We start from the raw sequence: 26,063 nt of genomic DNA, 5'->3' as shown, positions 1-26,063 counted from the left end.
TTACCATAGTTGTTTACGGTGCGTCCTAGACTCTAGTACCGGAGCAGGGATGCATGTCCGTTCAGTCCGCGGCCGCAGATGTCGACGTCGATCTCAGGCATCTCTTCGCCAGTCTAGCGAGGAACTGGCTGCGCATTCTTGTGGTGACGCTGGCTGTTAACGGCCTAGCGTTTGCGCTCGCATGGTTCGCCGCGCCGCATTACAAAGCCGAGACGAAGCTGCTGATCGAAACGCGCGAATCGGTGTTCACCCGCCCTGACGGCGCCAATGACAACGACAAGCCGATTCTCGATGAGGAAGGCGTGGCCAGCGAGGTCGAGGTAATTGCTTCGACCGGCATCCTCAAGCAGGTGGCGTTGAAGCTGCACCTGTCGCGCCTGCCCGAGTTCGACGAGACGGTGAACATGTCGGCGTTGGGTCGCCTGCTCGTCATAGCCGGGCTGAAGAGTGATCCCAACGAGATTCCGCCGGAAGAGCGCGTGCTGAAGAAGATGCGCGAGAAGCTCAACGTCTATAGCGTTGAAAAATCTCGCGTCATCGTCATCGAATTCTCGTCGGAGGATCCCAGGCTCGCTGCCGACATTCCGAACGCGATTGCCGACGCCTACATCGCCCTCCAGGGTAACGCCAAGCTCGAATCGAATTCTGCCGCGACCGACTGGCTGGCGCCGGAAATCGCCGACCTGTCGAAGCGGGTGAAGGATGCCGAGGCCAAGGTAGCAAGCTACCGCGCCCAGTCGGACCTGTTGATGGGCGGCAACAATTCGGTGCTTGCCACGCAGCAGCTTTCCGAACTGTCGAGCGAACTGTCGCGGGTGCGCGCCAACCGTGCTTCGGCGGAAGCGACCGCCGACAGCGTGCGCAAAGCGCTGCAGAATGGCGGTTCGTTGGATGCAGTGCCGGAGGTGCTGTCTTCTGAACTGATCCAGCGCCTGCGCGAGCGCCAGGTCGAACTGAAAACCAACATCGCCGATCTATCCACCACCTTGCTCGGCAATCATCCGCGCATCCGGGCGCTGAAGTCGCAGCTTGCCGATCTCGACGGTCAGATCCGCAGCGAAGCGCAAAAGATCATGAAGGGGCTGCTGACCCAGGCGCAGACCGCACAGGCCCGCGAAAACCAACTTATGGCCGACGTCAACACGCTCAAGGCAGCATCGGCTCGCGCCGGCGAGCAGCAGGTCGAGCTGGATGCCCTGCAGCGCGAAGCGACTGCTCAGCGCCAACTGCTCGAAACCTATCTGACCCGCTATCGCGAGGCATCCTCGCGCAAGGACCGCAACTATCTGCCGGTCGATGCCCGCGTCTTTTCCCCTGCGGTGGCGCCGTCCGAGCCCTATTTCCCGAAGATCGGGCCGATCGTCGGCGCGGCCTTCGTCGGTTCGTTGCTGCTGATGGCGATTGTGACGCTTCTCCAGGAATTGTTTTCGGGTCGCGCCATGCGCCCGGCCACCGGCGCTCGCTTCGGGCAGATCGAGCAGGTGGCAATGCCGGCGACCCGGCAGGAACCTGCGCTTGCCGAGATCAAGGAGGCCGATGACCACGCGGCACTGGATCGCACGGCGGATGCCGAGCTGCCCGCAGCGGTGGCGGAAGAGGTTGCCGAAGATGCGACTGCCGCGGACGCCGAACCGGTGCGCTCCATTCTTGGCGAGGTGGACATCGAAAAGGCGGCGGAAAACCTGATCGAAACTGGCGCCGCGCGCGCCATATTCGTGTCGCCTGAAGGCGACGAGGCGGCAGCCTCGGCGGTATTGGTGGCGCGCGAAGTCTCCGATGCCGGCCTGCGCGTGCTGCTGCTCGATCTCACCGCTTCGGGCGCCGCCTCGCGACCAATGCTGGACAGCGGGCTCTTCCCGGGCATCACCAATCTGCTCGCCTCCGAAGCGCAGTTCAGCGACGTGATCCATCCCGATCTCTATTCGGACTGCCACGTCATTCCTGTCGGCACCGCCGATCCGGTCCGCGCCATGCGCGCCGCCGACCGGCTGCCGATCATCATGCAGTCGCTGACCACTGCATACGATCTGGTCGTCGTCGAATGCGGCCCCGCCGACGCGCAAGGCATCAGCCGGCTGGTGGGCGAGGCCACCGAGGTCTTCCTCTCCATGCTGGAGCCGGACGACGAGGTGGCGCAGGCGGCGGTCACGCTGATCGAGGGCGGCTATCCCGATCTCATTCTGGTGACCCCGATCGGCCACGAGTCGCCGGGGACCCCGGTGCCGGGACGGCGCACGGCTGCTTGAAGCGGAGCCGTCCACCCCATCAAGCCGTGACTTCCGAGAGGCTGCAGCGGCGCAGATTATGGAAACTTTCGAGGCGCGACGAGATGTAGGGCAAGCTGTCTCCGCCTACTGGGCTCAGCTCCAATTCCGTTCGCTACCGAGCGATTCAGCCCTCATCCTCGACAGGCGCCGGTGCCTGCCCTACCGCTTTGCGGCGCAATATCTTGGTCAGCTTCCAAATCGGCGGGCTGCTCTTGATGTAGGCTTTTAGCTGAGCGCCCTGCTGCAGGACAAGTGCCAGCGCGCGGCCTTTCAGCGTCAAGGGAACCAGCACCTCGAAATGCCGGGTTTCGATATCGCACCACAGACGCTTGTAGGGTTCGTCGCCGACCGAGAAATCATAGACCTCGAAGCCGGTTTCGCAGGCCTCCTCGATGTTGTCGAAGAACAGGAAGTCGCCGGGACTGCTGTGGGCGAGATCGTCCTCGGCGATCGCCCCGAATTCGCAGATCAGGCGTTTGCCGGAGCGGCTCGATCCGGTGATCGCGCGAAGCTTGCCGGCGACCTCGAGCCCGTGCAGAACAAAGGAGGGGTTTTCCTCGGCAAGCGCTTCAACGAACAACGCGCGGAAGAAGGCGCGAACTTGGCTGTCGCCGAAGACATTGGCGATGCCCATCTTGCGAAAGCGGAATTCCTTCATCTCGAAGAAGGCGTCGAGCAGCCTGTTCACCTCGTCCGCCGTCCGTGCCTCGACGCGGCGGCAACTGCCGACGGCCTCGAACTTGCGCGCTTGCGAGCGGTGCTTCTTGCGTTTGCGCTTGCCGCTGGCGCGCAACAACAGTGCATCGAAGCCGTCGGCAAGATTGACGGCAAGCGACAGATTGGGGCTCGGAAAATGCGGCAGGGCTGCTAGCGGATTGGCAACGCCGTCGAGATCGGGCAGCAGCCGTCCCAGCGCGATGAGGTCGATGTCCGGCCGGGCCTTGGCGATTGCTGCCAGCGTCGAGCGGATGGCCGCACGATCCACCCTGGGCAGCCAGCGCGGGTCGGCGGCGGCGAAATTGCCGTTGGCGTGGCGGTCGCCCATGAAGCAGGCAACATGAAACGGGCCGCGGCGGGTGACTTCCAGCGCCAGCGAAAAAACCGGCCTGCCTTCGGCACTCAGCGTTGCCACGACGGCGTCCGCTCCAGTCTGCGAAGCCCAGTTCAGGATCCAGAGCGCGCCCTGCGCCGGGGCGAACAGGGCCGAACGGCAGAATTCGGCATAAGCGACCAGTGCTGCGCTGTCGGCGACGGACACCGACAGGCCGGCTGTGTCGGTCGGCAGCGCGCGTGGCGACGCCTCGGTTGCGGCGAGCCGATTGCCGTCAAATGACGCGGTTGCGTCAACCATACCTCAATCCTTTAAGGCGTATTCATCGCGATGGGGTTCGCGTAGGCGCATTCCGTGCTTGGATGAGCCTAGGCGCAAAAGGTGAATGAATGTTCGACGGGCGCGAGGCAATCCGGAAACTGGCGCTCAACATCGCCCGCTATACCGGCCTTGCACCGCTGGCAAAGCCGTTTGTCGGCGGCGTCGGCGCCATCCTAATGCTGCACCGGGTCACCGCCACGCCGGAAAAGCCGAACGGCGTTAACCGGCATCTGAACATCGCACCCGAGTTCCTCGATGCCGTGATCGCCGACATGAAGGCGAGCGGCTACGCCTTCGTCACGCTTGACGAGGCGATCGAGCGCATCAAGGCCGGCGGCAAGGACGGCCAGTTCGCCACCATCACCGCCGACGATGCCTATCGCGACAACATGACCGAGGCGCTGCCGGTGCTGGAAAAGCACGGCGCGCCGATCACCATCTATGTCGCGCCGGGGCTGATCAACGGCGCCGCCGACCTTTGGTGGGACGTGATCGAGGACCTTGTCAACGCCCGCGATCGCCTGACGCTGATGACGTCCAGCGGCCCGGCGATGATCGACTGCTCGACCCCGGCCAAAAAGCTCCAGGCCAATGCGCGCCTGCACGCTTACCTCACGCTGGAGGTCCGCGAGGAGGACCAGCGCATAGTGCTGCGCGAGCTGGCACGGGCTAACGGCATCGATCTGGAAGCGCCGCGCCCAAGCACGCTGATGAACTGGGACGAAATCCGCAGCATCGCCGCGCATCCGCTGGTGACGATCGGCGCGCATACGGTCAACCACCGCAATCTGAAGCGGCTTTCCGAAACCGATGCGCGGCATGAAATCGGAGACGTCAAGCGCATCTTGCAAGCGGAGCTTGGCGAGGAGCCGCACCATCTCGCCTATCCCTACGGCTATGCTACTGCCGTCGGTGGCCGCGAAGTGGGTTTTGCCCGCGACGCGGGCTATGCTTCGGCAGTGACGACGCGCCACGGCCTGCTGCATGCCGAACATTCAGGCTTCCTGCATGCGCTGCCGCGCATTTCGGTTAACGGCCGCTATCAGAACGTCGCCTACATCCGCACCATGCTGTCGGGTGTGACGACGCCGCTGGCAAATGCCGGCAAGATGGTCGTGACGATCTAGATCATTCGCAAACTCTACTCAGCCGGATGCCTGACGCGGTTTTCTCCGCTTCCGGTGCTCACGGACTCAAATGTCCGCTGCGCTCCGGTTCTCGCAAACCACGCCATTCATCTCGGCTGAGCGAGTTATCAAATGATCTAGCCAAAGGCTGCGCTTCAGCCCTTTGGCCGCGGCTCCAGGATCAGCCATTTGATGATGCCCATCGCCGGCAGCACCCAGAGCAGGCCGCTGAGCAGGAAGAACAGGAAATGCACCAGGGGCCCCGACTGCGATAGCTGGGCAACCGCCACGATCGACGCGACCAGCGCATAGATGATGACCAGCGCCACCAGCAGGAAGGTTCCGATCAGTTTTTTCAGGCGAATGGGCATGGCGTAGCCTCTAAGTGCATGATCCCGAAAAAATGAAATCGGTGTTCGGATAGGATCATGCGCAGTCAGAGTGTCAGAGCGTCCGCTGCCTGTCCGAACGGATGCGCGGCGCTCCAACCGCATCGCATAAGCCTTGAACGGATGACGCGCAACCTGCGATAAACAGCGCGACGGCGTGCCGCGCCGTGCGGTCTTGCAAGCCGGGTGGCGATGGTTCACCAATCCGCGACCTCAACCTGCCGGGACAAGCCCATGGCTGCTGCCATAACCGACACTGCGCCGTACCTGGCCCGCGACCGTGATCTGCACAACCGGGCGCTGCTGCGCGGCTGGCTCTATGTCGTGCTGCTGGTGCTGTTTGCGCTGGTGCTGGTCGGCGGCGCCACCAGGCTCACCGAATCCGGCCTGTCGATCACCGAATGGCAGCCGATCCACGGCGTCATCCCGCCGCTCAACGACGCCGAGTGGCAGCAAGAGTTCCAGCGCTACCAGCAGATCCCGCAATATGCCGAGCTCAACAACGGCATGAGCATCGAGGCCTTCAAGACGATCTTCTGGTGGGAATGGGTGCACCGCATCCTGGCGCGCAGCGTCGGCGTGGTTTTTGCCTTGCCGCTGGTGTTTTTCTGGGCGACGCGCCGCATCGAGCCCGGACTTGGGCCGAAGCTCGTCGGCATCCTGCTGCTTGGCGGCCTGCAGGGCGCCATCGGCTGGTGGATGGTGGCGTCAGGGCTGGTCGAACGGGTCTCGGTCAGCCAGTACCGGCTGGCGACACATCTGACGCTGGCGGCGCTGATCTTCACTGCGACCATGGTGGTCGCGCGAGGGCTCGCTCCCCATTCCGAGCCTGCCGCTGGTCGCTCGACGCAACGCCTGGCCGGCTTCCTGGTGCTGCTGGCGCTGGTCCAGATCTACCTTGGCGGCCTGGTCGCCGGCCTCGATGCGGGGCTGAGCTACAACACCTGGCCGCTGATGGACGGCAAGCTGATCCCCGGCGATCTGCTGCTGCTTGAACCGGCATGGCGCAACTTTTTCGAGAATCCGAAGACGGTGCAGTTCGTTCATCGGCTCGGCGCCTACACGGTCTTTGCCGTGGCCCTATGGCATATGATAGCAACGCGCCGCCGCCTGCCGGGCTCGACGCATGCTCGTCGTGCAACGCTGCTGTTTCTGCTGGTGCTGCTGCAGGCCGCGGTCGGCATCGGCACGCTGCTGATGCACGTGCCGCTGCACATGGCGCTGACGCATCAGGGCGTTGCGCTTGTCCTGCTGGGCTTTGCCGCCGCACATTGGCGCGGCACCAAGGGCGCTTATCCGCTGCCGCATGAGATTGCCGTCAGGAGCTGAGCCGGGCGGGCCCAGCGCCCTTGTATCTGCCAAGGGGTGCTGGACGGAATGCCATAGCTGATTAATCTGGCATCATGCCACATCAACCCGTTCGCCCAACCAAGCGCAGTTTTGCCCGTTCGCTTCGGCGCGAAATGACGGCGGCGGAAGAAAGACTATGGCACGAGCTGCGCGACCCTAGGCTCGACCGGATAAAATTCCGGCGCCAAATGCCAGTGGGAAAATATGTGGCCGATTTCGTCTGTCTTGAAGCCAGACTGATCATCGAGATCGACGGCAGCCAGCATGCTGAATCAGATTCTGATCGGATCCGCGATGCCGACTTGAAGGGGAGGGGCTTTCGCGTGCTGCGCTTCTGGAACGACGATATTCTCAGGGACCTGAGCGCCGTTTGCGACACGATCATCGCCTATGTACGGGATATGAGCCTGCAGCCATGGCGCTGAGGCTCGGTCTCGCAGAAGGCGCCGGATCAGAATCTTCAACGCTCAGTGCTTGAGGCCGAGCATCAGGTCCATGTTTTGCACGGCGGCGCCCGAGGCGCCCTTGCCGAGATTGTCATAGACGGCGAGCAGCAGCGCCTGCCCCCTGCCGTCGTTGGCGAACACGTAGAGCTTCATCCGATTGGTGCCGTTGTAGACTTCCGGATCGATCTCCGGTACGCGCTCCAGATGCACATAGGGCGCCACCTCGACCACGCCGCCGTCGATGGCGGCGAAATGGTCGGCAATCGCCGCATGAAGCTCGGCGCCGGTCGGCACATGGTCGAGGCCGCCGAGTTGCAGCGGCACCACCGTGATCATGCCTTGGGCGAAGTTGCCGACCGCCGGCTGCATAATCGGATCATGCGACAGCTTGGCATAGGTCCTCAGCTCCGGCACGTGCTTGTGCTGGAGGGTCAGCCCGTAGGGCAGGAATTCCGAAGCGTCCTCGCCCTTGGCGACATACTCCTCGATCATCGGGCGGCCGCCGCCCGAATAGCCCGAAATGCCGTTGACGGTGACCGGAAAATCGGGCGGCAACAGCCCGGCCGCCACCAGCGGCCGCAGTGTCGCGATCGGCCCCTGCGGCCAGCAGCCCGGATTGGCGACGCGCTTCGCCCCGGCGATCTTCTTCGCCTGGCCCTTGTCCATTTCAGCGAAACCGTATTCCCAACCGTCGGCGACGCGATGCGCGGTCGAGGCGTCGATCACCCTGGTGGTGTCGTTGCTGATCAGCGACACGCTCTCCTTGGCGGCTGCGTCCGGCAGGCAAAGGATTGCGACATCGGCGGCGTTGAGGAATTCGGCCCTGGCGGCCGTTTCCTTGCGCCGCTCCGCCGGAATGGAGATGATCTCCAGGTCGCCGCGCTCGGCGAGCAGCGCCCTGATCTGCAGACCGGTGGTGCCGTGTTCGCCGTCGATGAAGATTTTCGGTTTCATTGCCTGCCTAAATTCCTGCTATTTCAAAACTATATACCGGCTGCCTGATTCAATCCGGTAGCGCCGTGGTTGCTGGGGTTCAACTCTTCGTGGCGGGCCTTTCGTTCGGCCACCAGGCCTAAATAGTGCATGGCCACCATCGAACCGGCAATTGCCGTTATATCGGCGTGATCATAGGCCGGCGCAACCTCGACGACATCGGCGCCGACAATAGCGACCTGGCTGAGCTGGCGCAGCGTCGATAGGATCTTCGCCGAGGATGGTCCGCCGGCAACCGGCGTGCCGGTGCCGGGCGCGAAGGCCGGGTCCAGGCAATCGATGTCAAAAGTGAGATAGGTTTTCCTGCCGCCGGTGCGCTCGACGATGGCATAGGCGATGTCCGAGGCGCGCGTCTCCTCGATCTCATGACCATAGAGGATCTTGATGCCGAACGTGTCGGGCGCATGGGTTCGGATGCCGATCTGGATCGAGCGGTCGGGGTCGATGATGCCTTCCTTCACCGCGCGGCCGACGAACGAACCGTGGTCGATGCGTTTGCCGTCGTCCGGCCAGGTATCCTGATGGGCGTCGAACTGCACCAGGGCCAGCGGCCCGTGGATGGCGGCATGCGCCTTGAGCAGCGGCCAGGTGACGAAATGATCGCCGCCCAGCGACAGCAGGAACGCGCCTGATTTCAGGATTTTCGCCGCCTCGCGCTCGATTGTAGCAGGCGTCTTCTGGTGGTTGCCGCTGTCGAGCAGGCAATCGCCATAGTCGACCACGGCAAGCTGCTCGAACAGATCGCGCGAAAACGGATATTGCGGGTCGTTGTCGAGGATGGCCGAGGCGCGGCGAATCGCCTGCGGCCCGAAACGCGCACCCGGCCGGTTGGTGACGGCGGCATCGAAGGGGATGCCCCACACCACGGCGTCCGCGCCCTTCACATCCTTCGTGTACTTGCGCCGCATGAACGACAGCGCGCCAGCATAGGTCGGCTCGAAGGAAGCGCCCGTCCTGGAGCGGGCGGTGAAGGCGTGGTCGATGTTTCTGTTCGGCATCGCGGGTCCTCAGTTCATCGGGCAGCAACAACTACAGAACCGCCACGGAACATGCCAGTCACAGCTTGGGGAGACGCAATGGCGCTCGGTGAGTGCCATGGCAAAACAGGATTTGTATCATCATGACGCAGGCCACGTTTCTCAATCCCAGCCGCGTCACGGCAATCATCCAGGTGTTTCGGCCAGGTGTTTCGGACAGTCCCGTAGCCGGCTTCGTTCACCGGCCTGTCACGAGCATCGCCTATCCGGGTTGCGACCCGGAACGGAGCGATTCTCGATGCGGACCATCTGGCTGAGCCTTCTGCTTTCCGCTGCACTTGCGGCCTCCATAGGCGAGGCTTCGGCCGGCGAAACGCGCGCCGGGCAGATACTCGACCGCTTCGAGCACGCCAACCAGTGGCGCGACCATGTCATGGTGGCGGCGCACCGCGCAGGCGGCATGCAGGCCGGCAAGACGCTTTATCCGGAAAACTCGATCGCCGCCGTCGAGGCGTCGATCGCGCTCGGCGCCGAAATCGTCGAGGTCGACGTCAGGCGCTCAAAGGATGGAGATTTCGTCGTCATGCACGACAGCTGGCTCGACCGCACGACGACCTGCAAGGGCGAGGTGGCCGAGCGCACCGTGGCCGAGCTCAAAGCATGCAGGCTGGTGGTCGAAGGCACCGGCGCCGTAACCGATGAAACCGTCTCGACGCTGCGCGAGATGCTGACGGCGACCAGGGGCCGGATCCTCATCAACATCGACAACAAGCTCGATGTCGAAAGCCTTGCTGGTATGATCGCGGTCGCCCGCGATCTCGGCATGGCCGATCAGGTGATCGTCAAGGAGAATTTGTGGAATGCGGAGAGGATCGCCAAGGTGAAGGCCGCCATGGATGCGATCGGCGGCGGCTTCCAGTTCATGCCGATCGTCGCCGACGATGCGGTTCGCGATGCCGGTTTCGCCGAGAAAGTCGGTCGGGCCTTTTCAGTGCGCGCGATCGAGCTGATCAACTGGCGGGCCGGCGCCGAGACACTGACCGAGACCGGCGGGCCGCTGTTCAGCCCCCGCATGCGCGCTGTGGCGGTGAGGGGCGACTGGCACATCTGGGCCGATACCTACGCCATCGCCAACAAGCCGGGCGGCTTCCTTGCCGGCGGCCGCGGCGATGAACTGGCGGTGCAGGCTCGCCTGCCGCGCGAGACCTACGGTTTCTGGGTCGAGCGCGGGGTCACCATCATCCAGACCGACGAACCGAAAGCGGCGATCGGCTGGCTGGCGGCCAACGGTTTTCGCGTGCCTTATGCCGACGAGGCGCGGCCGGCGGATCCGGCGAGCACGGCGAGCATCAACTAGAAATTCGACGCGGGTGGGTGAGCCCAGCACCAAAGGCCGCCCGAAGGCGGCCTTTCGCTGATGAGGCTGCCCAGCGCCTCGCTCGCGGTCAGGCCGCCATCGCCACGCCGTCCAATTCCCGGAGCGCATCTTCCGGCAACTGCAACTCGGCGGCGGCAAGGTTCTCGCGCAGGTGTGCGACCGACGAGGTGCCGGGGATCAAAAGGATGTTGGGTGCGCGGCGGAGCAGCCAGGCCAACGCGACCTGCATCGACGTAGCGCCAAGGCGCGCCGCGACGTCCGACAAGGTCGACGACTGCAGCGGGCTGAAGCCTCCGAGCGGGAAGAACGGCACATAAGCGACGCCGTCGCGAGCAAGTTCGTCGATCAGGGCATCATCGGCCCTGTGTGCGAGATTATACTGGTTCTGGACGCAGACGATCTCGGCGATCCGGCGTCCTTCCGCGATCTGCGCGCGGGTGACGTTGCTCAGCCCGATGTGACGCAGCAGGCCTTGCCGCTGAAGTTCGGCCAGGACGGTCAGCGGCGCCTCGATCGACCCTTCGGCGGGCCCATGCGTGTCGAACATGATCCTGAGATTGACCACGTCCAGCACGTCGAGCCCGAGATTGCGCAGATTGTCGTGCACCGCCTGGGTCAGCGCTTCGGGTGAGAAGGCCGGCAGCCATGAGCCGTCCGTGCTGCGACGGGCGCCGATCTTAGTAACAATGACGAGGTCGTTGGAGTAGGGCGCGAGCGCCTCGCGGATCAGCTGGTTGGTGACATTCGGGCCGTAGAAGTCGCTGGTGTCGATGTGGTTCACCCCGGACGCCACGGCCTCGCGCAGCACGGCCAATGCCGCGTCATGATCCCTGGGCGGGCCGAACACGCCGGGTCCGGCGAGTTGCATGGCGCCATAGCCAAGCCGCTTCACGGAGCGGTCGCCGAGGGTAAAAGTATCGGACTGGTCAATGCTGGACATGATCTTTCTCCTTTGAAGGACGAGGCAGAAATAGACGCTGTCCGCTGTCCCGATAACCCGCTATAATCCGCACAGCTTGTGCAGGATTACGAACAGTGAATGTCGAACTGGGTGATCTCAACGCCTTCCTGTCGGTGGCGCGTGCTGGCGGCTTTCGCGAGGGTGCGCGCGCGAGCGGCGGCAGCGCGTCGGGTCTGAGCGAAGCGGTCCGCCGCCTGGAGACGCAGCTCGGTGTCAGGCTGCTCAACCGCACGACGCGCAGCGTCGCCTTGACCGAAGCGGGTTCAGGCCTGCTGACGCGGCTCGGCCCAGCCCTGAACGAGGTCCAGGCAGCACTTGACGTGGTGAACGGCTTCCGTGACCGGCCGGCAGGTACGCTGCGCCTCAATGTGCCGGTCAGCGCGGTGCGGCTGGTCCTGCCCGGCATCGTCCCGCGGTTTCTTGCCGCCTATCCCGGTATCCGGCTGGAGGTGATCGCCGAGGAGAGCTTTGTCGACGTGCTGGCGGCCGGCTGCGACGCCGGCATCCGCTACGATGAGCGGCTGGAACAGGACATGATCGCGGTGCCGATCGGACCGCGCCTGCAGCGCTTCGCCACCGCCGCCAGCCCTGCCTACCTCGATCGTCATGGCCGGCCGCAACACCCGAGCGACCTGCTTGGCCACGCTTGCCTGCGCGGCCGCTTCGCCAGCGGTGCGCTGCCGCCGTGGGAATTCGAGCGCGACGGCGAGGTGGTGCGCGTCGATCCTACGGGACCGCTTCTCGTGACCCTGGGCGGAGGGGCCGATCTCGCCGTCGATGCAGCCATCGCCGGCACCGGCATCGTCAGCCTCTTCGAGGACTGGCTTCGCCCTCATTTTGAGAGCGGTGCCCTCGAACCCGTGCTTGAACCATGGTGGCAACGCTTCTCGGGACCGTTCCTCTACTATCCCGGCCGGCGCCTCGTGCCCGCGCCGCTCAGGGCATTCATCGACTTCATCAAGGCCTGAGGTCTGCCACCATGCGAGCGAGCCGCGCAGGGTAAGGTGATTAGTGCCGCCATCGTAGAAAAGAAAAGGCCGCCCGGAGGCGGCCTTTCGATAGCGTGCAGATGCGTTGCGCTTAGCGCTTCGAGAACTGGAAGCTGCGGCGGGCCTTCGCCTTGCCGTACTTCTTGCGCTCGACGACGCGGCTGTCGCGGGTCAGGAAGCCGCCCTTCTTGAGCACGGCGCGCAGCGCCGGCTCGTAGTAGGTCAGTGCCTTGGATATGCCGTGGCGCACGGCACCGGCCTGGCCGGAAAGGCCGCCGCCAATGACGGTGGCGACGATGTCGTACTGGCCGGTACGGTTGGCGGCGATGATCGGCTGGTTGAGGATCATCTGCAGGACCGGACGCGCGAAGTAGCTCGCGAATTCCTTGTCGTTGACGATGATCTTGCCGGAACCGGGCTTCACCCAGACGCGCGCGATGGCGTTCTTGCGCTTGCCGGTGGCATAGGCGCGGCCCGACTTGTCGAGCTTCTGGACGTGGACGGGTGCGGCCGGCTGCGTCGAGACGGCGGCAGTTCCGAGTTCTGCGAGCGAGGAAAGCTCAGCCATCTTACGAAACCTTCTTGTTCTTGGCGTTCAGCTTGGCCACGTCGAGGGTGACGGGCTGCTGGGCGACATGCGGATGTTCAGCGCCTGCATAGACGCGGAGGTTCTTCATCTGGCGACGGCCGAGCGGGCCACGCGGGATCATGCGTTCGACGGCCTTCTCAACGACACGCTCGGGGAAACGGCCCTCGAGCAGTTGGCGCGCGGTGCGCTCCTTGATGCCGCCGGGGTGGCCGGTGTGCCAGTAATAGACCTTGTCGGTGAATTTCTTGCCTGTGAACACCACCTTGTCGGCATTGATGACGATAACGTTGTCGCCGTCGTCGACATGCGGGGTAAAGGTGGGCTTGTGCTTGCCGCGAAGATGATTGGCGATGACAGTGGCGAGGCGGCCGACGACGAGACCCTCGGCGTCGATCAGCACCCACTTCTTCACCACATCCGCAGGCTTCTGCGAAAAGGTTGTCATGGATTTGTTTGCTTTCGGTTCGGACCTTCCGGAGAAGGCGTTTCTTGTTGCTTGGATTGGCGAAGGCGCTTGCCCGCCGCCAATAACAAAACGGCGGCCTTTGCGGGCCGCTGTTTGGTCAGGGCTTATAGGGCAGGGCACTGATCGCGTCAAGGCATGAGAAAAGCCGGATAGCAGGTAAAATGTAGTAAAAACAAGGGTTTGAGAAAAAGGTATTATTTTACCACATGCAATTGGCGTTTCATTAGACTTGCCTCAGTGCTTTGCCTCGATTTCTTTGCGAGCCGCGCTGGAGAGGAACGCAGATCGCGTTATGCCTCGGTCGCGCGCTGCGGCGTCGATCGCCCGCAAAACGCCACGCTCGAAAGTTACGTTCGCCCTCACGACGGCGCTGTCATTGTCAATGAGCGGCACCGAGACCAGATAGCCTCCTGCGGCGAGTGCTTTGCGTATGTCCGGAAGCGCGACAATCGTCTCGTGGCTAGACGGTTCGGGAATAGGCATGTCCTCTGCCCACAGCTGCAATGCTTCGACTGCATTCGGCACGATGTCTTCCGCCTCGTCCGCAGCTGAAAAGCAGCCGGGAATGTCGGGAAAGCGAATGCCGAACGCGCTGTCGGGATCTTTATCGACCAATGCGAAATAGTTCTTCATTCAGCCTCCAAGACGCTTCAGGTCGCCCTTATCCAGCCCGCTTGGCGATAGCGCGAGCTGTGCCGGTTGGCAGATCCTTCTCCGGATGCGGAACGATCAACACGATGTCACCCTTTCGGAACTTGTGATGTGAGCCGCGTACGGAAACCAGCTCGAAACCGTCATCCTTGAGACGCTAAACGATTTTGCGGCTGTCACGCTCCAGCACAGGTCACCTATGCGCACATATATACACATCAGGGAAAAAATCAATCGAAAGCATCACGCCGGCACCCGCTCCGGCGGAATCGAATAGGTGCCAGTAGCGTGCGCTACCGTGTGTCCCTCAGGGCCGGCGACGATGTCGATATCGAACACCATCAGGCTCTTGCCCAGCTTCAGGATGCGGCAATGGCCGTCGATCGGCCCGGCTTCGGCCTTGCGGACAAAATTGATGTTGAGGTTGGTGGTGACTGAAAGCGCATCCGGCCCGGCATGCGATAGCACGCAGACATAGCCGCCGATGTCGGCCAGCGTGAACAGCGACGGGCCTGACACGGTTCCGCCGGCGCGCAGGTGCCGCTCGTCGGCATTCAGCCGCACGATGCAGCCGCCCGGGAACACCTCTAGTGCCTCATAGAAGGCGAACTGGTCATTGAGCTGGGGATAGACGCTTTCCATCAGCCGGTTGACTTCCGCCGCGGTTAGCACCGGCTTGAGAGTGTCTTGGACGGGCATCAGCGATTTCCCTATATGAATCTGGCAGGGGCGCCGCTCTTGAGGCGGGGCGCCTGGACCAAATGTTGCGGCTGAGAAAACACGCCACGCGGCTTTTCTTCAATCCGCAGCGTGCTAGTTCTTTTGTTCCATGGCCCGCGAAAATCGTTGCAGCGAGCCGGTAGAGAGATTTGGCAGAGAGGTTTTGGAAAACATGGCCGAAATCGTCGCCATCAAGCCTGCCATAGCCGAAGGGCCGGTAGCCACAAGGCTGGACAAGGGCGTGCTTCGCCTCACGCTAGCCAACCCGCCGGCCAATGCCTTGTCGCTGAACGTCATGGCAGCGCTGGCGGCGGAACTCGACCGCGCGAAGGATGACAGATCAGTTCGCGTCATCGTCCTGGCGGCGGCCGGAAAAGTGTTTTGCGCCGGCCACGACCTCAAGGAACTGAGCGCGCACCGCGCCGACGCCGATCGCGGCAAGGCTTTCTTCGAAAAGACGTTTTCGGCTTGCGCGGCGCTGATGCAGGCAATCGTCCACCATCCCAAACCGGTGATAGCCGAGGTCGACGGTCTGGCGACGGCAGCCGGGCTGCAACTGGTCGCCAGCTGCGATCTCGCCATCGCCTCGCATGAAGCGACATTCTGCACGCCGGGCGTCAACATCGGCCTGTTCTGCTCGACGCCGATGGTGGCGCTGTCGCGCAACGTTACGCGAAAACATGCCATGGAGATGCTTTTGACCGGCGAGACGATCGATGCGGCAACGGCGAAGGAATTCGGCCTCGTCAACCGTGTCGTGCCGCGCGAATACCTGAATCAGATTGTCACCAAGTACGCGCAAACCATTGCTTCCAAATCATCTTTGGTGGTTAAGACCGGCAAGGAAGCTTTTTACGCGCAGGCCGAGATGGGGCTTGCCGATGCCTATGCCTACACCGGCCGCGTCATGGTCGAGAACATGCTCGCGCGCGACGCGGAGGAAGGCATCGGCGCCTTCGTCGGCAAGCGCAAGCCGGAATGGACGGACGAGTAGGGACATGGAACCGCGCATCTCCATCATCACCATCGCCACCGACGATCTCGACCGCGCCGTGCGCTTCTACGAGGCGATGGGCCTCGCTCGCCATGTCGGGATCACCGAAGGTGTCGCCTTCTTCCAGATGGGCGGCGCAATTCTCGGCCTGTTTCCGCGCGAGAGCGCCGAACAGGATTCGGGCGTTACCTTCAGCAAAGCGCCGTCGGCAGTCTACCTCGCCTACAACACCCGCTCCGACGCCGAAGTCGACGAGGTGCTGGCGCTGGCCGAGAGGGCCGGCGGCCGTGTCATCAAACCGGCCAGCCGCGCCTTCTGGGGCGGCTGGTATGGCTATTTCGCCGATGCGGACGGGCATATCTGGGAAGTGGCGCACAATCCGGCCTTTCCGATCGCGGAAGACGGCAGCATCTCACTGCCGGGCTGACGACATTCCAGGTGGCTCATCACAAGCAACCGACGCGGCTGATAGCACTCTTATCTGAAGCGCTGTATCAGGATGCCGCATGAACCACGACGCCTACGACAATGCCTACATCGCCGGCATCCTCAATTCGGTGAAAACCATTGCCATGATCGGAGCGTCGGCCAATGACGTGCGGCCGAGCTATTTCGTGCTGAAATATCTGCTCGGCAAGGGGTTCTCGGTGTTCCCGATCAACCCTGGCCAGGCCGGCAAGGAGATCCTTGGCCGGATGACCTATGCCAGGCTCGCCGATGTTCCCGAATCCGTCGACATGGTCGATGTTTTTCGTGGCTCGGCGGCAGTGCCCGGCATCCTCGATCAAATCCTGCAGCTTGATCCGTTGCCCAAAGTCATCTGGATGCAGCTTGGCGTGCGCCATGACGAGGCGGCGGCGCGCGCCGAGGCTGCCGGCATCAAGGCGGTGATGAACCGCTGCCCCAAGATCGAATACGGCAAGCTGTCCGGCGAGATCGGCTGGACCGGCGTCAACTCAGGCGTTCTGTCGTCGAAGAAACCGCTGATGCGCCAGGGGTTCCAGAGCTTCGGCGTGCGCCAGAAATAGATGCGGAACTAAATTTCGTCCTGCATGCGTTTGTCCGACAGGTCATTCCAGGATCATACGCTGCAGGGTATTTTCTTCTTTGCATTCGCAAGCGGGCTTCGCCAAGAATGCCCGACGTTTTTTCAGAAGGTTCACGAGGGAGTTTTTCTATGACGCGTACGCCCGGCTTCAACACGCTCGCCGTCCATGCCGGCGCCAAGCCCGATCCGGCGACGGGGGCGCGGGCGACGCCGATCTACCAGACCACTTCCTATGTCTTCGACGATACCGACCACGCCGCCTCGCTGTTCGGGCTGAAGGCCTTCGGCAACATCTACACCCGCATCATGAACCCTACGCAGGCGGTGCTGGAGGAGCGCATTGCGGCACTCGAAGGCGGCACCGCCGCCCTTGCTACCGCATCCGGCCATGCCGCGCAGGTGCTGGTGTTCCACAATCTCATGCAGCCGGGCGAAAATTTCGTCTCCGCGACAAAGCTTTACGGCGGTTCGATCAACCAGTTCGGCCACGCCTTCAAGAATTTCGGCTGGCAGGTGCGCTGGGCCGACACCAACGACATCTCGACCTTCGAAAGCCAGATCGATGAGATGACCAAGGCGATCTTCGTCGAGAGCCTGGCCAATCCGGGCGGCATCTTCGTCGACATCGAGAAGATCGGCGACATCGCCCGCAAGCATGGCCTGCCGCTGATCGTCGACAACACGCTGGCCTCGCCCTATCTGCTGCGGCCGATCGAGTATGGCGCCGACATCGTCGTGCATTCGCTGACCAAGTTCATCGGCGGCCACGGCAATTCGATCGGTGGCGCCATCGTCGACGGCGGCACCTTCGACTGGTCGAAATCAGGCAAATATCCGATGCTGTCGGAGCCGCGCCCCGAATATGGCGGCATCGTACTGCACGAAACCTTCGGCAATTTCGCTTTCGCCATCGCCGCGCGCGTGCTTGGCCTGCGCGACATCGGCCCGGCGATCTCGCCGTTCAACGCGTTCCTGATCCTGACCGGCCTGGAAACCCTGCCGCTGCGCATGCAGCGCCACTGCGACAACGCCGTGACCGTCGCCGGCTGGCTCTCCAACCATCCCAAAGTCGCCTGGGTGTCCTATCCTGGCCTGCCCAGCGACAAGAACAATGCGCTGCAGAAGAAATATTCGCCGCTCGGCGCCGGTGCTGTGTTCACCTTCGGCCTTAAGGGCGGCTATGCGGCCGGCGTCAAGTTCGTCGAGGCGCTCGAACTGTTCTCGCATCTCGCCAATGTCGGCGACACCAAGTCGCTGGTAATCCACCCGGCGTCGACCACGCATCGCCAGCTCTCCGACGAGCAGAAGATCGCGGCCGGCGCTGGGCCGGATACCGTCAGGCTCTCTGTCGGCATCGAGGATGTCAACGACATCATCGCCGATCTGGAGCAGGCCCTCGCCAAGGTTTGATTGCCATGGCCGCAACGAAATTTCTTTCCGTCGATGTCGACGCCGTCGAACCGGAACCTGGCGCGCCGGCGCCGGATCGGCTGATTTCGGGCGATCCGAAATTTCGCACCTGGAATGTTGAGGAACAGGACGGCGGGCTCTATGCCGGCATCTGGGAGGCGACGCCGGGTAAATGGCGCATCGAGTATGACGAATGGGAGTTCTGCCACATCCTGTCAGGTGTTTCAGTGATTGCCGAGGACGGTGGCGAGGCGCGCACCGTCAGGGCTGGTGACAGCTTCGTGCTCAGGCCCGGCTTCAAGGGCAGTTGGGAAGTGCTTGAAACGACCCGCAAGGAATATGTGATCAAGCTTTGATCTTATCCGGTGCGCACGGCGAGCGTTTCCAGCCCGTGGAAATGATAGGTGTCGCGGAAGCGCGGCTGTTCAGCAAGGCCGAGCCGCGGCTGCCGCTCGAATAGGGTTTTCAGCGACACCTGCAATTCGAGCCGCGCGAGCGGCGCGCCGATGCAGAAATGGATGCCGGCGCCGAATGAGACGTTCTTCTGGTCGGCACGGTCCGGCCTGAAGGCGAGGGGTTCGGCAAAGGCGACCGGGTCGTGATTGGCCATGCCGAGCAGCAGGCCGATCGTCTCGCCCGGCCGCACGAGGATGCCTGGTGCGACCTCGATCTGCTCATAGGCGTAGCGCCTGAACATGTGCAGTGGCGCGTCGAAGCGCAGGCACTCCTCGACCGTGGCGGCGGTCGCATCGGCGGACGTGAAGAAGCGGCGCGTGTCGCCGCCTTGCGCGAGGATCGTCCGCACCGCATTGCCGGTCTGGTGCACGGTCGCCTCATGGCCGGCGTTGAGCAGCAGGATCGCCGAGGACACCAGCTCGTCCTCCGATAGTTTCTGGCCATCCTCCTGCGCCGAGATCAGCAGCGACAACAGATCATCGCCCGGCTGCTTGCGGCGTTCGGCGACATAGCCGCGCAGGAAATCCGAAAAGTCCTGCGCCGCGTGATTGGCAATCTCCTCCGTTTCGCGCGTGCGGCCATGCATGTACATCGCAACCATCTTATGCGACCAGTCGAGCAGTTGCGGCCCCATTTCGACCGGCACGCCGAGCATTTCGGCAATGATGGTGATCGGCAAAGGCGATGCGAAAGCCGGCAGCAGGTCGACCTGGCCGGGCTCGAAACGGTCGATCAATTCGTTGGCGAGCGCCTCGACGCGCGGCCGCAGCCGCTCGACCTGGCGCGAGACGAAGGCGCGGTTGACCAGCGTTCTCAGCCTGGTGTGCACGGGTGGCTCCAGCTCGAGCATCGAATTGGCCTCGATGCCGTCGAATGCGCTCAGATGCGTGCGGTCCTGGCCGATGCCGCGGCTATCGAGGATGCCGGCCGGGTTCTGGCGGCCGAAGCGCCGGTCGCGCATCAGCCGGTTGACGTCGTCGAAGCCGCCAAAACACCAGAAGCCGAACTCTTCCCAGAAGAAGCCGCTCGATACGCCGTGCATGAAGGCATAGGCCTCGTAGGGGTTCTGGAAGAAAGCCGGTTCGTGAGGATCGAGCCGCACGCTGCGTGTGGAGGGATCGAAGGCAAGATAATCTGGCATCATTCTGAATCATTAGCGCGGCTTGCCACGCGGGTGCCAGACCGTATGTTGACGCCCGGCAAGCCAATGCGTTGAGCCAGCCGAGATGGCTGCGGAAGGACGGTTTCGATGAATGTGATCGTAGTCGGTGCGGGCATTGCCGGGCTTTCGACGGCGTGGTCGCTGGTCAAGGCCGGGCACCTTGTATCGATCGTCGAGCAAGGACCGATCCCCAATCCGCTTGCCGCGTCCGGCGATCATCACCGCATCATCCGCCGCGCCTATCGGGCCGCAACGGGCTATGGCCGGCTGATCACTGAAGCCTACGAGGCCTGGGACGAGATGTGGGCCGACCTCGGCGAAAGCCATCTCGATCCGCGCGGCTTCCTGTGCATTTCGCGCGAGCCCGGAGACGAGGCCGAGGAGTACCGCGAAGGCATGGAAGCCGGGGACTACCCATTCGAACTGTTCGATCCCGACGCCGCCGTCGAACGCTGGCGCTTCCTGGAAACCGGCTCGTTCCGCTACGCCTATTTCTCGCCGGACGGCGGTGCGCTGCATTGCCGCAGGATCGCCGCCGGCCTCGCCAAATGGCTGCGCGCCAACGGCGCCAACGTTTACGAAAACAGCAAGGTGGTGGAGGTCGACGCCGAGGCCGGCCGCATCGTGCTTGCCGGCGGCGAAACGATGCAGGCCGGCCAAATCGTCGTCAGCGCCGGCGCCTGGGTACTGAAGCTGTTCCCGGAACTGGGCGGCGAGCTGAAGACCTGGCGCAACGCGCTCACCTATGTCGAACCGCCGGCGGATTTGAAGGCCGTTTGGCAGGCGGCGCCTGTCGTCCTGGATGTCGGCGGCACCGTCGACGGCCACGTGATCCCGCCTACTGGCGGCGCCGGCATGAAATTCGGCTCAGGGCTGCACAGGGTACCGACCAGCGACGCCGACTGGAACCGCAAGCCGGTGCCGGGCGAGGGCGAGGCGATCCGCAACCTGTTTTCGCCGCCGATCGCGCGTATCGAGGAGTATGGGGTGACCGAGGTCGTCACCTGCGCCTACACTTTCACCGCCGACGAGAAATTCCTGGCGTATGAGAAGGGCCGATGCCTGATCGTTTCGGCCTGCTCCGGCCACGGCTACAAGTTCGGCGCGGCGGTCGGCAGACGGGTTGCGGCTTGCGTCGGCAACGGCGATGTCGCGGGCTTGAAGAAATGGCTCAGGGCCGAGGTGGCCTGAGAAAGCTGCCGGCATTTGCCTCGCGCGAATCCTTGCGCAGGAAGCTTGATTCGACTTAACCAGATGGCTAGGAGTGGGCGGCCTTGCGTAAGGGTGAGCCGGCATCCTATTTACATGATAACGATCAAGATCCGATTCTGCCCGACTTGCTATTTCCCGGCGCCGGAATCCCATCTCCAAAAAGGGATAGTCCATGAAGAACCCCGTCGAAACCTACATGAACCTCGTTCCGATGGTGGTCGAACAGACCAATCGCGGCGAGCGAGCCTACGACATTTTCTCGCGGCTGCTGAAGGAGCGCATCATCTTCATCACCGGCCCCGTCGAGGACGGCATGGCGACGCTGGTCTGCGCGCAGCTTCTGTTCCTCGAGGCGGAGAACCCGAAGAAGGAAATCAACCTCTACATCAATTCGCCCGGCGGCGTGGTCACCTCCGGCCTGGCGATCTACGACACAATGCAGTTCATCAAGCCGGCTGTAGCGACGCTCTGCATCGGCCAGGCGGCCTCGATGGGCTCGCTGCTTCTCACCGCTGGTGAGAAGGGCATGCGTTTCGCCACGCCGAATGCCCGCATCATGGTCCACCAGCCTTCTGGCGGCTTCCAGGGCCAGGCTTCCGACATCGAGCGCCACGCTCAGGACATCATCAAGCTGAAGCGTCGTCTGAACGAGGTCTATGTCAAGCACACCGGCAAGAGCTATGACGAGATTGAGAAAACGCTCGACCGCGACCATTTCATGACTGCCGACGAGGCCAAGGATTTCGGCCTCATCGACAAGGTCATTTCGTCGCGCGAGCCGGCTGAAGTTGCCGCCGCATAAGCGCGCGATGGCAGTTGAATGGCGGGATAACGCGCTTTTGGCGCAGCTTGCGGCATTTCGGCCACAATTGGCTGTTCCCTCGACGGACGGGATTGCCTACGTTAAGGCTATGTTGATTTTCGACGGCTTAGCTTTGCGTGGGGTTGCTGCGAATCATTGCCACGTTTTCTGATTTGTGTTTCGTACGGAATGCGTTGCGGGAGCCGGGATACTGGCGGCGGCGGATTCCCGCGATAGATTGAATATGCGCCCTTTCAACCAGACCATCGGCGGGCGGCCATGAAAGGACATGAAAATGAGCAAGGTCGGCAACAACAGCGGTGATTCCAAGAACACGCTTTATTGCTCGTTTTGCGGCAAAAGCCAGCACGAAGTGCGCAAGCTGATCGCCGGCCCGACGGTTTTCATCTGCGACGAATGCGTCGAGCTGTGCATGGACATCATCCGCGAGGAGAACAAGACCTCGATGGTGAAGTCGCGCGAGGGCGTGCCGACCCCGCAGGAGATCTTGAAGGTTCTCGACGACTACGTCATCGGCCAGCCCTACGCCAAGCGCGTGCTGTCGGTGGCCGTCCACAACCACTACAAGCGCCTCGCGCACGCCGGCAAGAACAACGATGTCGAACTGGCGAAGTCCAACATATTGCTGATCGGACCGACCGGTTGCGGCAAGACGCTGCTTGCGCAGACGCTGGCCCGCATCATCGACGTGCCGTTCACCATGGCCGACGCGACGACGCTGACCGAGGCCGGCTATGTCGGCGAGGACGTCGAGAACATCATCCTGAAGCTCCTGCAGTCGGCCGACTACAATGTCGAGCGCGCCCAGCGCGGCATCGTCTACATCGACGAGATCGACAAGATATCGCGCAAGTCCGACAACCCCTCGATCACCCGTGACGTGTCGGGCGAGGGCGTGCAGCAGGCGCTGCTGAAGATCATGGAAGGCACGGTCGCCTCCGTGCCGCCGCAGGGCGGCAGAAAGCATCCGCAGCAGGAGTTCCTGCAGGTCGACACCGCCAACATCCTGTTCATCTGCGGCGGCGCCTTTGCCGGGCTGGACAAGATCATCTCGGATCGCGGCCGCAAGACCTCGATCGGCTTCGGCGCCATCGTCGCTTCGCCCGAGGATCGCCGCACCGGCGACGTCTTCCGCCTGGTCGAGCCCGAGGATCTGCTGAAATTCGGCCTGATCCCGGAATTCGTCGGCCGCCTGCCGGTCCTGGCGACGCTGGAGGATCTCGACGAGCCGGCGCTGATCCAGATCCTGACCGAGCCGAAGAACGCGCTGGTCAAGCAGTACCAGCGGCTGTTCGAGATGGAGAATGTCGACCTGACCTTCCACGAGAATGCGCTGTCGGCGATCGCCAAACGCGCCATCGAGCGCAAGACCGGCGCCCGCGGCCTGCGCTCGATCATGGAAGCGATCCTGCTCGACACCATGTTCGAACTGCCGGCGCTGGAAGGCGTGCGCGAAGTGGTTATTTCGGAAGAAGTGGTTTCCGGCAATGCTAGGCCGCTCTACATCTATTCCGAGCAAAAGGAAAAGAAGGGCAGCGTCAGCGCCTGACGTGAGCCGGCTGCAGGATTTTTTGAAACGGCGCCGTGAGGCGCCGTTTTTGCTGTTGCGCCCGTTTTGCTGTTGTTTGCGCCAATTTTGCTGCTGCGGAGGGGTCGCCTTGTGACGGACTGGAGAACGAATTGTGTTTACCCTTGATCTTTGCCCCCGGTGCCTCCAACTAACAGCAGAAGGCCGTGGTGCCAAAATTCTGTGCTGTAAAACTCCCGTCACAAACGGTGGTAGGCGGAACGATCCCCGGTCGTTAATATAAGATTCGCGGTTGGCCGATTGGCAGTCGCGACATGAAAGGTTGGACAATGGCCAAATTACCCAAGGCTCCCAGCGACGGCGTCTTCGCAGTTCTCCCACTGCGAGATATCGTGGTGTTTCCGCACATGATCGTTCCGCTCTTTGTCGGGCGTGAAAAGTCGATCAAGGCGCTGGAAGAAGTGATGGGTCAGGAAAAGCAGATCCTGCTTGCGACCCAGATGAATGCCGCCGACGACGATCCCCAGCCCGATGCTATCTTCGACATCGGCACGCTTGCCAACGTGCTCCAATTGCTGAAGCTGCCCGACGGCACCGTTAAGGTGCTGGTCGAAGGCGCCTCGCGCGCGAAAATCGTCTCGTTCACCGACCGTCCCGACTTCCACGAGGCCCGTGCTTCGGCTCTGGTCGAGCCGGACGAGGAAGAGGTCGAGATCGAGGCACTGGCCCGTTCAGTCGTCACCGACTTCGAGAACTACGTCAAGCTGAACAAGAAGATCTCGCCCGAAGTGGTGGGCGCCGCCAGCCAGATCGACGACTATTCCAAGCTCGCCGATACGGTTGCCTCGCATCTTGCCATCAAGATTCCCGAGAAGCAGGAAATGCTGGCCACGCTTTCGATCAAGGAGCGGCTGGAAAAGGCGATGGGCTTCATGGAAGCCGAAATCTCCGTCCTGCAGGTGGAGAAGCGTATCCGCTCGCGCGTCAAGCGCCAGATGGAGAAGACGCAGCGCGAATACTACCTCAACGAGCAGATGAAGGCGATCCAGAAGGAGCTCGGCGAGGGCGAGGATGGCCGCGACGAGGCCGCCGAGATCGAGGCGCGCATCAAGAAGACCAAGCTCTCCAAGGAGGCCCGCGAAAAGGCGGAAGCCGAATTGAAGAAGCTGAGGACGATGTCGCCGATGTCGGCCGAGTCGACCGTTGTGCGCAATTATCTCGACTGGATCCTGTCGATACCGTGGGGCAAGAACTCCAAGGTTAAGCATGATCTGGCCTTCGCGCAGAATGTGCTCGACGCCGACCATTTCGGCCTCGACAAGGTCAAGGACCGCATCGTTGAGTATCTCGCCGTGCAGAGTCGTCAGAAGAAGCTGAAGGGGCCGATCCTGTGCCTCGTCGGACCTCCCGGCGTCGGCAAGACCTCGCTCGGCAAGTCGATCGCCAAGGCGACCGGCCGCGAGTTCATCCGCATGGCGCTGGGCGGCGTGCGCGATGAGGCCGAGATCCGTGGCCACAGGCGCACCTATATCGGCTCGATGCCCGGCAAGGTCATCCAGTCGATGAAGAAGGCGAAGAAATCCAACCCGCTCTTCCTGCTCGACGAGATCGACAAGATGGGCCAGGATTTCCGGGGCGATCCGTCGTCGGCGCTGCTCGAGGTTCTCGATCCCGAACAGAACTCGACGTTCATGGACCACTATCTCGAGGTCGAATACGACCTGTCGAGCGTGATGTTCGTGACGACCGCCAATACGCTGAATATCCCTGCGCCCCTGATGGACCGCATGGAGATCATCCGTATCGCCGGTTACACCGAGGACGAGAAGATCGAGATCGCCAAGCGTCACCTGATGCCAAAGGTGATCCGCGATCACGCGCTGCAGCCGAAGGAGTTCGCCGTCGGCGAGGACGCGATCCGCGGCATCATCCAGACCTACACCCGTGAAGCGGGCGTCAGGAGCCTGGAGCGCGAGTTGATGAAGCTCGGGCGCAAGGCGGTGACCGAGATCCTGCGGACGAAGAAGAAGACGATCAACATCACGGCGGACAATCTCGCCGACTACCTTGGTGTTCCGCGCTTCCGCTTCGGCCAGGTCGAAGCCGACGATCAGGTCGGCGTCGTCACCGGTCTTGCCTGGACGGAAGTCGGCGGCGAGCTGCTGACGGTCGAAGGCGTCATGATGCCCGGCAAGGGCCGCATGACGGTGACCGGCAACCTGCGCGACGTGATGAAGGAATCGATCTCGGCGGCGGCCTCATACGTCCGCTCGCGGGCTATCGATTTCGGCATCGAGCCGCCGCTGTTCGACAAGCGCGACATCCACGTCCACGTACCCGAGGGCGCTACGCCCAAGGACGGACCTTCGGCTGGCGTGGCGATGGCGACGGCGATCGTCTCTGTGCTGACCGGTATCCCGGTCAAGGCCGATGTCGCGATGACCGGCGAGGTCACGCTGCGCGGCAGGGTGCTGCCGATCGGCGGTCTCAAGGAGAAGCTGTTGGCGGCGCTTCGCGGCGGCATCAAAAAGGTGCTGATCCCGGAAGAGAACGCCAAGGATCTGGCGGAGATTCCAGACAACGTGAAGAGCGGTATGGAGATCATTCCGGTCTCGCGGGTCGGTGAGGTGCTGCGCCATGCGCTGGTGCGTATGCCGGAGCCGATCCAGTGGGTCGAACCGGTCAATCCGCCGGCTGCGGTTGATACCGGAGACGACGCTGGAAAGACGCTTGCACATTAGAGCATCGCGCGTCC

25 protein-coding genes and 1 pseudogene are annotated in these 26,063 nt (G+C 62.8%); 15 read left to right on the top strand and 11 right to left on the bottom strand.

Going from position 1 to position 26,063, the window contains the following annotated elements; all coding sequences use genetic code 11:
• Positions 1–53: 53 nt before the first annotated feature.
• Positions 54–2,246, top strand: coding sequence for an exopolysaccharide transport family protein (locus tag EN859_RS02575; RefSeq protein ID WP_127852255.1), 2,193 nt, complete (start codon positions 54–56; stop codon positions 2,244–2,246).
• 145 nt (positions 2,247–2,391) lie between these two features.
• Here the strand turns inward: EN859_RS02575 and EN859_RS02570 are convergent, their stop codons facing one another.
• Positions 2,392–3,618: a GNAT family N-acetyltransferase gene (locus tag EN859_RS02570; protein ID WP_127852254.1), complete on the bottom strand. Its 1,227-nt coding sequence runs from the start codon at positions 3,616–3,618 to the stop codon at positions 2,392–2,394.
• Between the two features lie 89 nt (positions 3,619–3,707).
• On the opposite strand from EN859_RS02570, the gene EN859_RS02565 reads away from it, so the two are divergent.
• Entirely contained in the window at positions 3,708–4,766 is a 1,059-nt protein-coding gene (locus EN859_RS02565; RefSeq protein WP_127852253.1) for a polysaccharide deacetylase family protein, read from the top strand.
• Positions 4,767–4,921: 155 nt separating this feature from the next.
• Here EN859_RS02565 and EN859_RS02560 read toward each other — a convergent pair whose 3' ends face one another.
• Complete coding sequence (locus EN859_RS02560; protein ID WP_127852252.1) at positions 4,922–5,137, bottom strand: DUF2842 domain-containing protein; 216 nt, start codon at positions 5,135–5,137, stop codon at positions 4,922–4,924.
• A gap of 252 nt (positions 5,138–5,389) precedes the next feature.
• Between EN859_RS02560 and EN859_RS02555 the strand changes: the two genes are divergently transcribed.
• Both EN859_RS02555 and EN859_RS02550 read left to right on the top strand, forming a co-directional pair.
• The gene (locus EN859_RS02555; protein ID WP_127852251.1) at positions 5,390–6,484 is read left to right on the top strand and encodes a COX15/CtaA family protein; all 1,095 of its coding nucleotides are present in this window, start codon (positions 5,390–5,392) and stop codon (positions 6,482–6,484) included.
• 74 nt (positions 6,485–6,558) lie between these two features.
• The gene (locus tag EN859_RS02550; RefSeq protein WP_127852250.1) at positions 6,559–6,930 is read left to right on the top strand and encodes a DUF559 domain-containing protein; all 372 of its coding nucleotides are present in this window, start codon (positions 6,559–6,561) and stop codon (positions 6,928–6,930) included.
• 42 nt (positions 6,931–6,972) lie between these two features.
• Here the strand turns inward: EN859_RS02550 and argC are convergent, their stop codons facing one another.
• Both argC and speB read right to left on the bottom strand, forming a co-directional pair.
• Positions 6,973–7,905, bottom strand: coding sequence for an N-acetyl-gamma-glutamyl-phosphate reductase (gene argC / locus EN859_RS02545; protein WP_127852249.1), 933 nt, complete (start codon positions 7,903–7,905; stop codon positions 6,973–6,975).
• A gap of 29 nt (positions 7,906–7,934) precedes the next feature.
• The gene (gene speB, locus EN859_RS02540; protein WP_127852248.1) at positions 7,935–8,942 is read right to left on the bottom strand and encodes an agmatinase; all 1,008 of its coding nucleotides are present in this window, start codon (positions 8,940–8,942) and stop codon (positions 7,935–7,937) included.
• A 277-nt stretch (positions 8,943–9,219) separates the two neighbouring features.
• Between speB and EN859_RS02535 the strand changes: the two genes are divergently transcribed.
• On the top strand, positions 9,220–10,278 hold the full coding sequence (locus tag EN859_RS02535) for a glycerophosphodiester phosphodiesterase family protein (RefSeq protein ID WP_127852247.1): 1,059 nt from the start codon (positions 9,220–9,222) through the stop codon (positions 10,276–10,278).
• An 88-nt stretch (positions 10,279–10,366) separates the two neighbouring features.
• Here EN859_RS02535 and EN859_RS02530 read toward each other — a convergent pair whose 3' ends face one another.
• Positions 10,367–11,239 (bottom strand): aldo/keto reductase family oxidoreductase, encoded by an 873-nt coding sequence (locus EN859_RS02530; RefSeq protein WP_127852246.1) that lies wholly within the window; start codon positions 11,237–11,239, stop codon positions 10,367–10,369.
• 95 nt (positions 11,240–11,334) lie between these two features.
• On the opposite strand from EN859_RS02530, the gene EN859_RS02525 reads away from it, so the two are divergent.
• The gene (locus EN859_RS02525) at positions 11,335–12,228 is read left to right on the top strand and encodes a LysR family transcriptional regulator (RefSeq protein WP_127852245.1); all 894 of its coding nucleotides are present in this window, start codon (positions 11,335–11,337) and stop codon (positions 12,226–12,228) included.
• A 112-nt stretch (positions 12,229–12,340) separates the two neighbouring features.
• Here EN859_RS02525 and rpsI read toward each other — a convergent pair whose 3' ends face one another.
• From rpsI to EN859_RS02500, 5 genes and pseudogenes are all read right to left on the bottom strand, one after another.
• Complete coding sequence (gene rpsI / locus EN859_RS02520; protein ID WP_127852244.1) at positions 12,341–12,817, bottom strand: 30S ribosomal protein S9; 477 nt, start codon at positions 12,815–12,817, stop codon at positions 12,341–12,343.
• Between the two features lies 1 nt (position 12,818).
• Positions 12,819–13,283 carry a 50S ribosomal protein L13 gene (rplM, locus tag EN859_RS02515; RefSeq protein ID WP_127852243.1) on the bottom strand — a complete coding sequence of 155 codons (465 nt, stop codon included), beginning with the start codon at positions 13,281–13,283 and terminating at the stop codon, positions 12,819–12,821.
• A 255-nt stretch (positions 13,284–13,538) separates the two neighbouring features.
• Positions 13,539–13,937, bottom strand: a complete 399-nt coding sequence (locus tag EN859_RS02510) for a type II toxin-antitoxin system HicB family antitoxin (RefSeq protein ID WP_127852242.1) — start codon at positions 13,935–13,937, stop codon at positions 13,539–13,541.
• Between the two features lie 28 nt (positions 13,938–13,965).
• Positions 13,966–14,142: pseudogene (locus tag EN859_RS02505) on the bottom strand (type II toxin-antitoxin system HicA family toxin).
• 56 nt (positions 14,143–14,198) lie between these two features.
• Positions 14,199–14,654 carry a PaaI family thioesterase gene (locus EN859_RS02500; RefSeq protein WP_127852241.1) on the bottom strand — a complete coding sequence of 152 codons (456 nt, stop codon included), beginning with the start codon at positions 14,652–14,654 and terminating at the stop codon, positions 14,199–14,201.
• 193 nt (positions 14,655–14,847) lie between these two features.
• Here EN859_RS02500 and EN859_RS02495 point away from each other — a divergent pair, with 193 nt between their 5' ends.
• The 5 genes from EN859_RS02495 to EN859_RS02475 all read left to right on the top strand — a co-directional run bounded on the left by EN859_RS02495 (position 14,848) and on the right by EN859_RS02475 (position 18,483).
• Positions 14,848–15,669: an enoyl-CoA hydratase gene (locus EN859_RS02495; protein ID WP_127852240.1), complete on the top strand. Its 822-nt coding sequence runs from the start codon at positions 14,848–14,850 to the stop codon at positions 15,667–15,669.
• Positions 15,670–15,673: 4 nt separating this feature from the next.
• Positions 15,674–16,096: a VOC family protein gene (locus EN859_RS02490; RefSeq protein WP_127852239.1), complete on the top strand. Its 423-nt coding sequence runs from the start codon at positions 15,674–15,676 to the stop codon at positions 16,094–16,096.
• A 79-nt stretch (positions 16,097–16,175) separates the two neighbouring features.
• On the top strand, positions 16,176–16,697 hold the full coding sequence (locus EN859_RS02485) for a CoA-binding protein (protein ID WP_127852238.1): 522 nt from the start codon (positions 16,176–16,178) through the stop codon (positions 16,695–16,697).
• Between the two features lie 149 nt (positions 16,698–16,846).
• Entirely contained in the window at positions 16,847–18,127 is a 1,281-nt protein-coding gene (locus EN859_RS02480; protein ID WP_127852237.1) for an O-acetylhomoserine aminocarboxypropyltransferase, read from the top strand.
• Positions 18,128–18,132: 5 nt separating this feature from the next.
• Positions 18,133–18,483, top strand: a complete 351-nt coding sequence (locus EN859_RS02475) for a cupin domain-containing protein (protein WP_127852236.1) — start codon at positions 18,133–18,135, stop codon at positions 18,481–18,483.
• Between the two features lie 2 nt (positions 18,484–18,485).
• On the opposite strand, the gene EN859_RS02470 is transcribed toward EN859_RS02475, so the two are convergent.
• On the bottom strand, positions 18,486–19,727 hold the full coding sequence (locus EN859_RS02470; RefSeq protein WP_127852235.1) for a cytochrome P450: 1,242 nt from the start codon (positions 19,725–19,727) through the stop codon (positions 18,486–18,488).
• A 105-nt stretch (positions 19,728–19,832) separates the two neighbouring features.
• Between EN859_RS02470 and EN859_RS02465 the strand changes: the two genes are divergently transcribed.
• From EN859_RS02465 to lon, 4 genes are all read left to right on the top strand, one after another.
• Positions 19,833–20,936, top strand: coding sequence for an FAD-dependent oxidoreductase (locus EN859_RS02465; RefSeq protein ID WP_127852234.1), 1,104 nt, complete (start codon positions 19,833–19,835; stop codon positions 20,934–20,936).
• A 193-nt stretch (positions 20,937–21,129) separates the two neighbouring features.
• Entirely contained in the window at positions 21,130–21,759 is a 630-nt protein-coding gene (clpP, locus tag EN859_RS02460) for an ATP-dependent Clp endopeptidase proteolytic subunit ClpP (protein ID WP_127852233.1), read from the top strand.
• Positions 21,760–22,054: 295 nt separating this feature from the next.
• Entirely contained in the window at positions 22,055–23,329 is a 1,275-nt protein-coding gene (clpX, locus tag EN859_RS02455; protein ID WP_127852232.1) for an ATP-dependent Clp protease ATP-binding subunit ClpX, read from the top strand.
• 308 nt (positions 23,330–23,637) lie between these two features.
• On the top strand, positions 23,638–26,049 hold the full coding sequence (gene lon, locus EN859_RS02450; protein WP_127852316.1) for an endopeptidase La: 2,412 nt from the start codon (positions 23,638–23,640) through the stop codon (positions 26,047–26,049).
• Positions 26,050–26,063 lie beyond the last annotated feature (14 nt).

The sequence above is a fragment of the Mesorhizobium sp. M00.F.Ca.ET.216.01.1.1 genome (assembly GCF_004010325.2).
Taxonomy (GTDB): Bacteria; Pseudomonadota; Alphaproteobacteria; order Rhizobiales; family Rhizobiaceae; genus Mesorhizobium.
The sequence above is the reverse complement of the archived record's forward strand: the minus strand, read 5'-3'. Positions and strand labels throughout refer to the sequence as shown.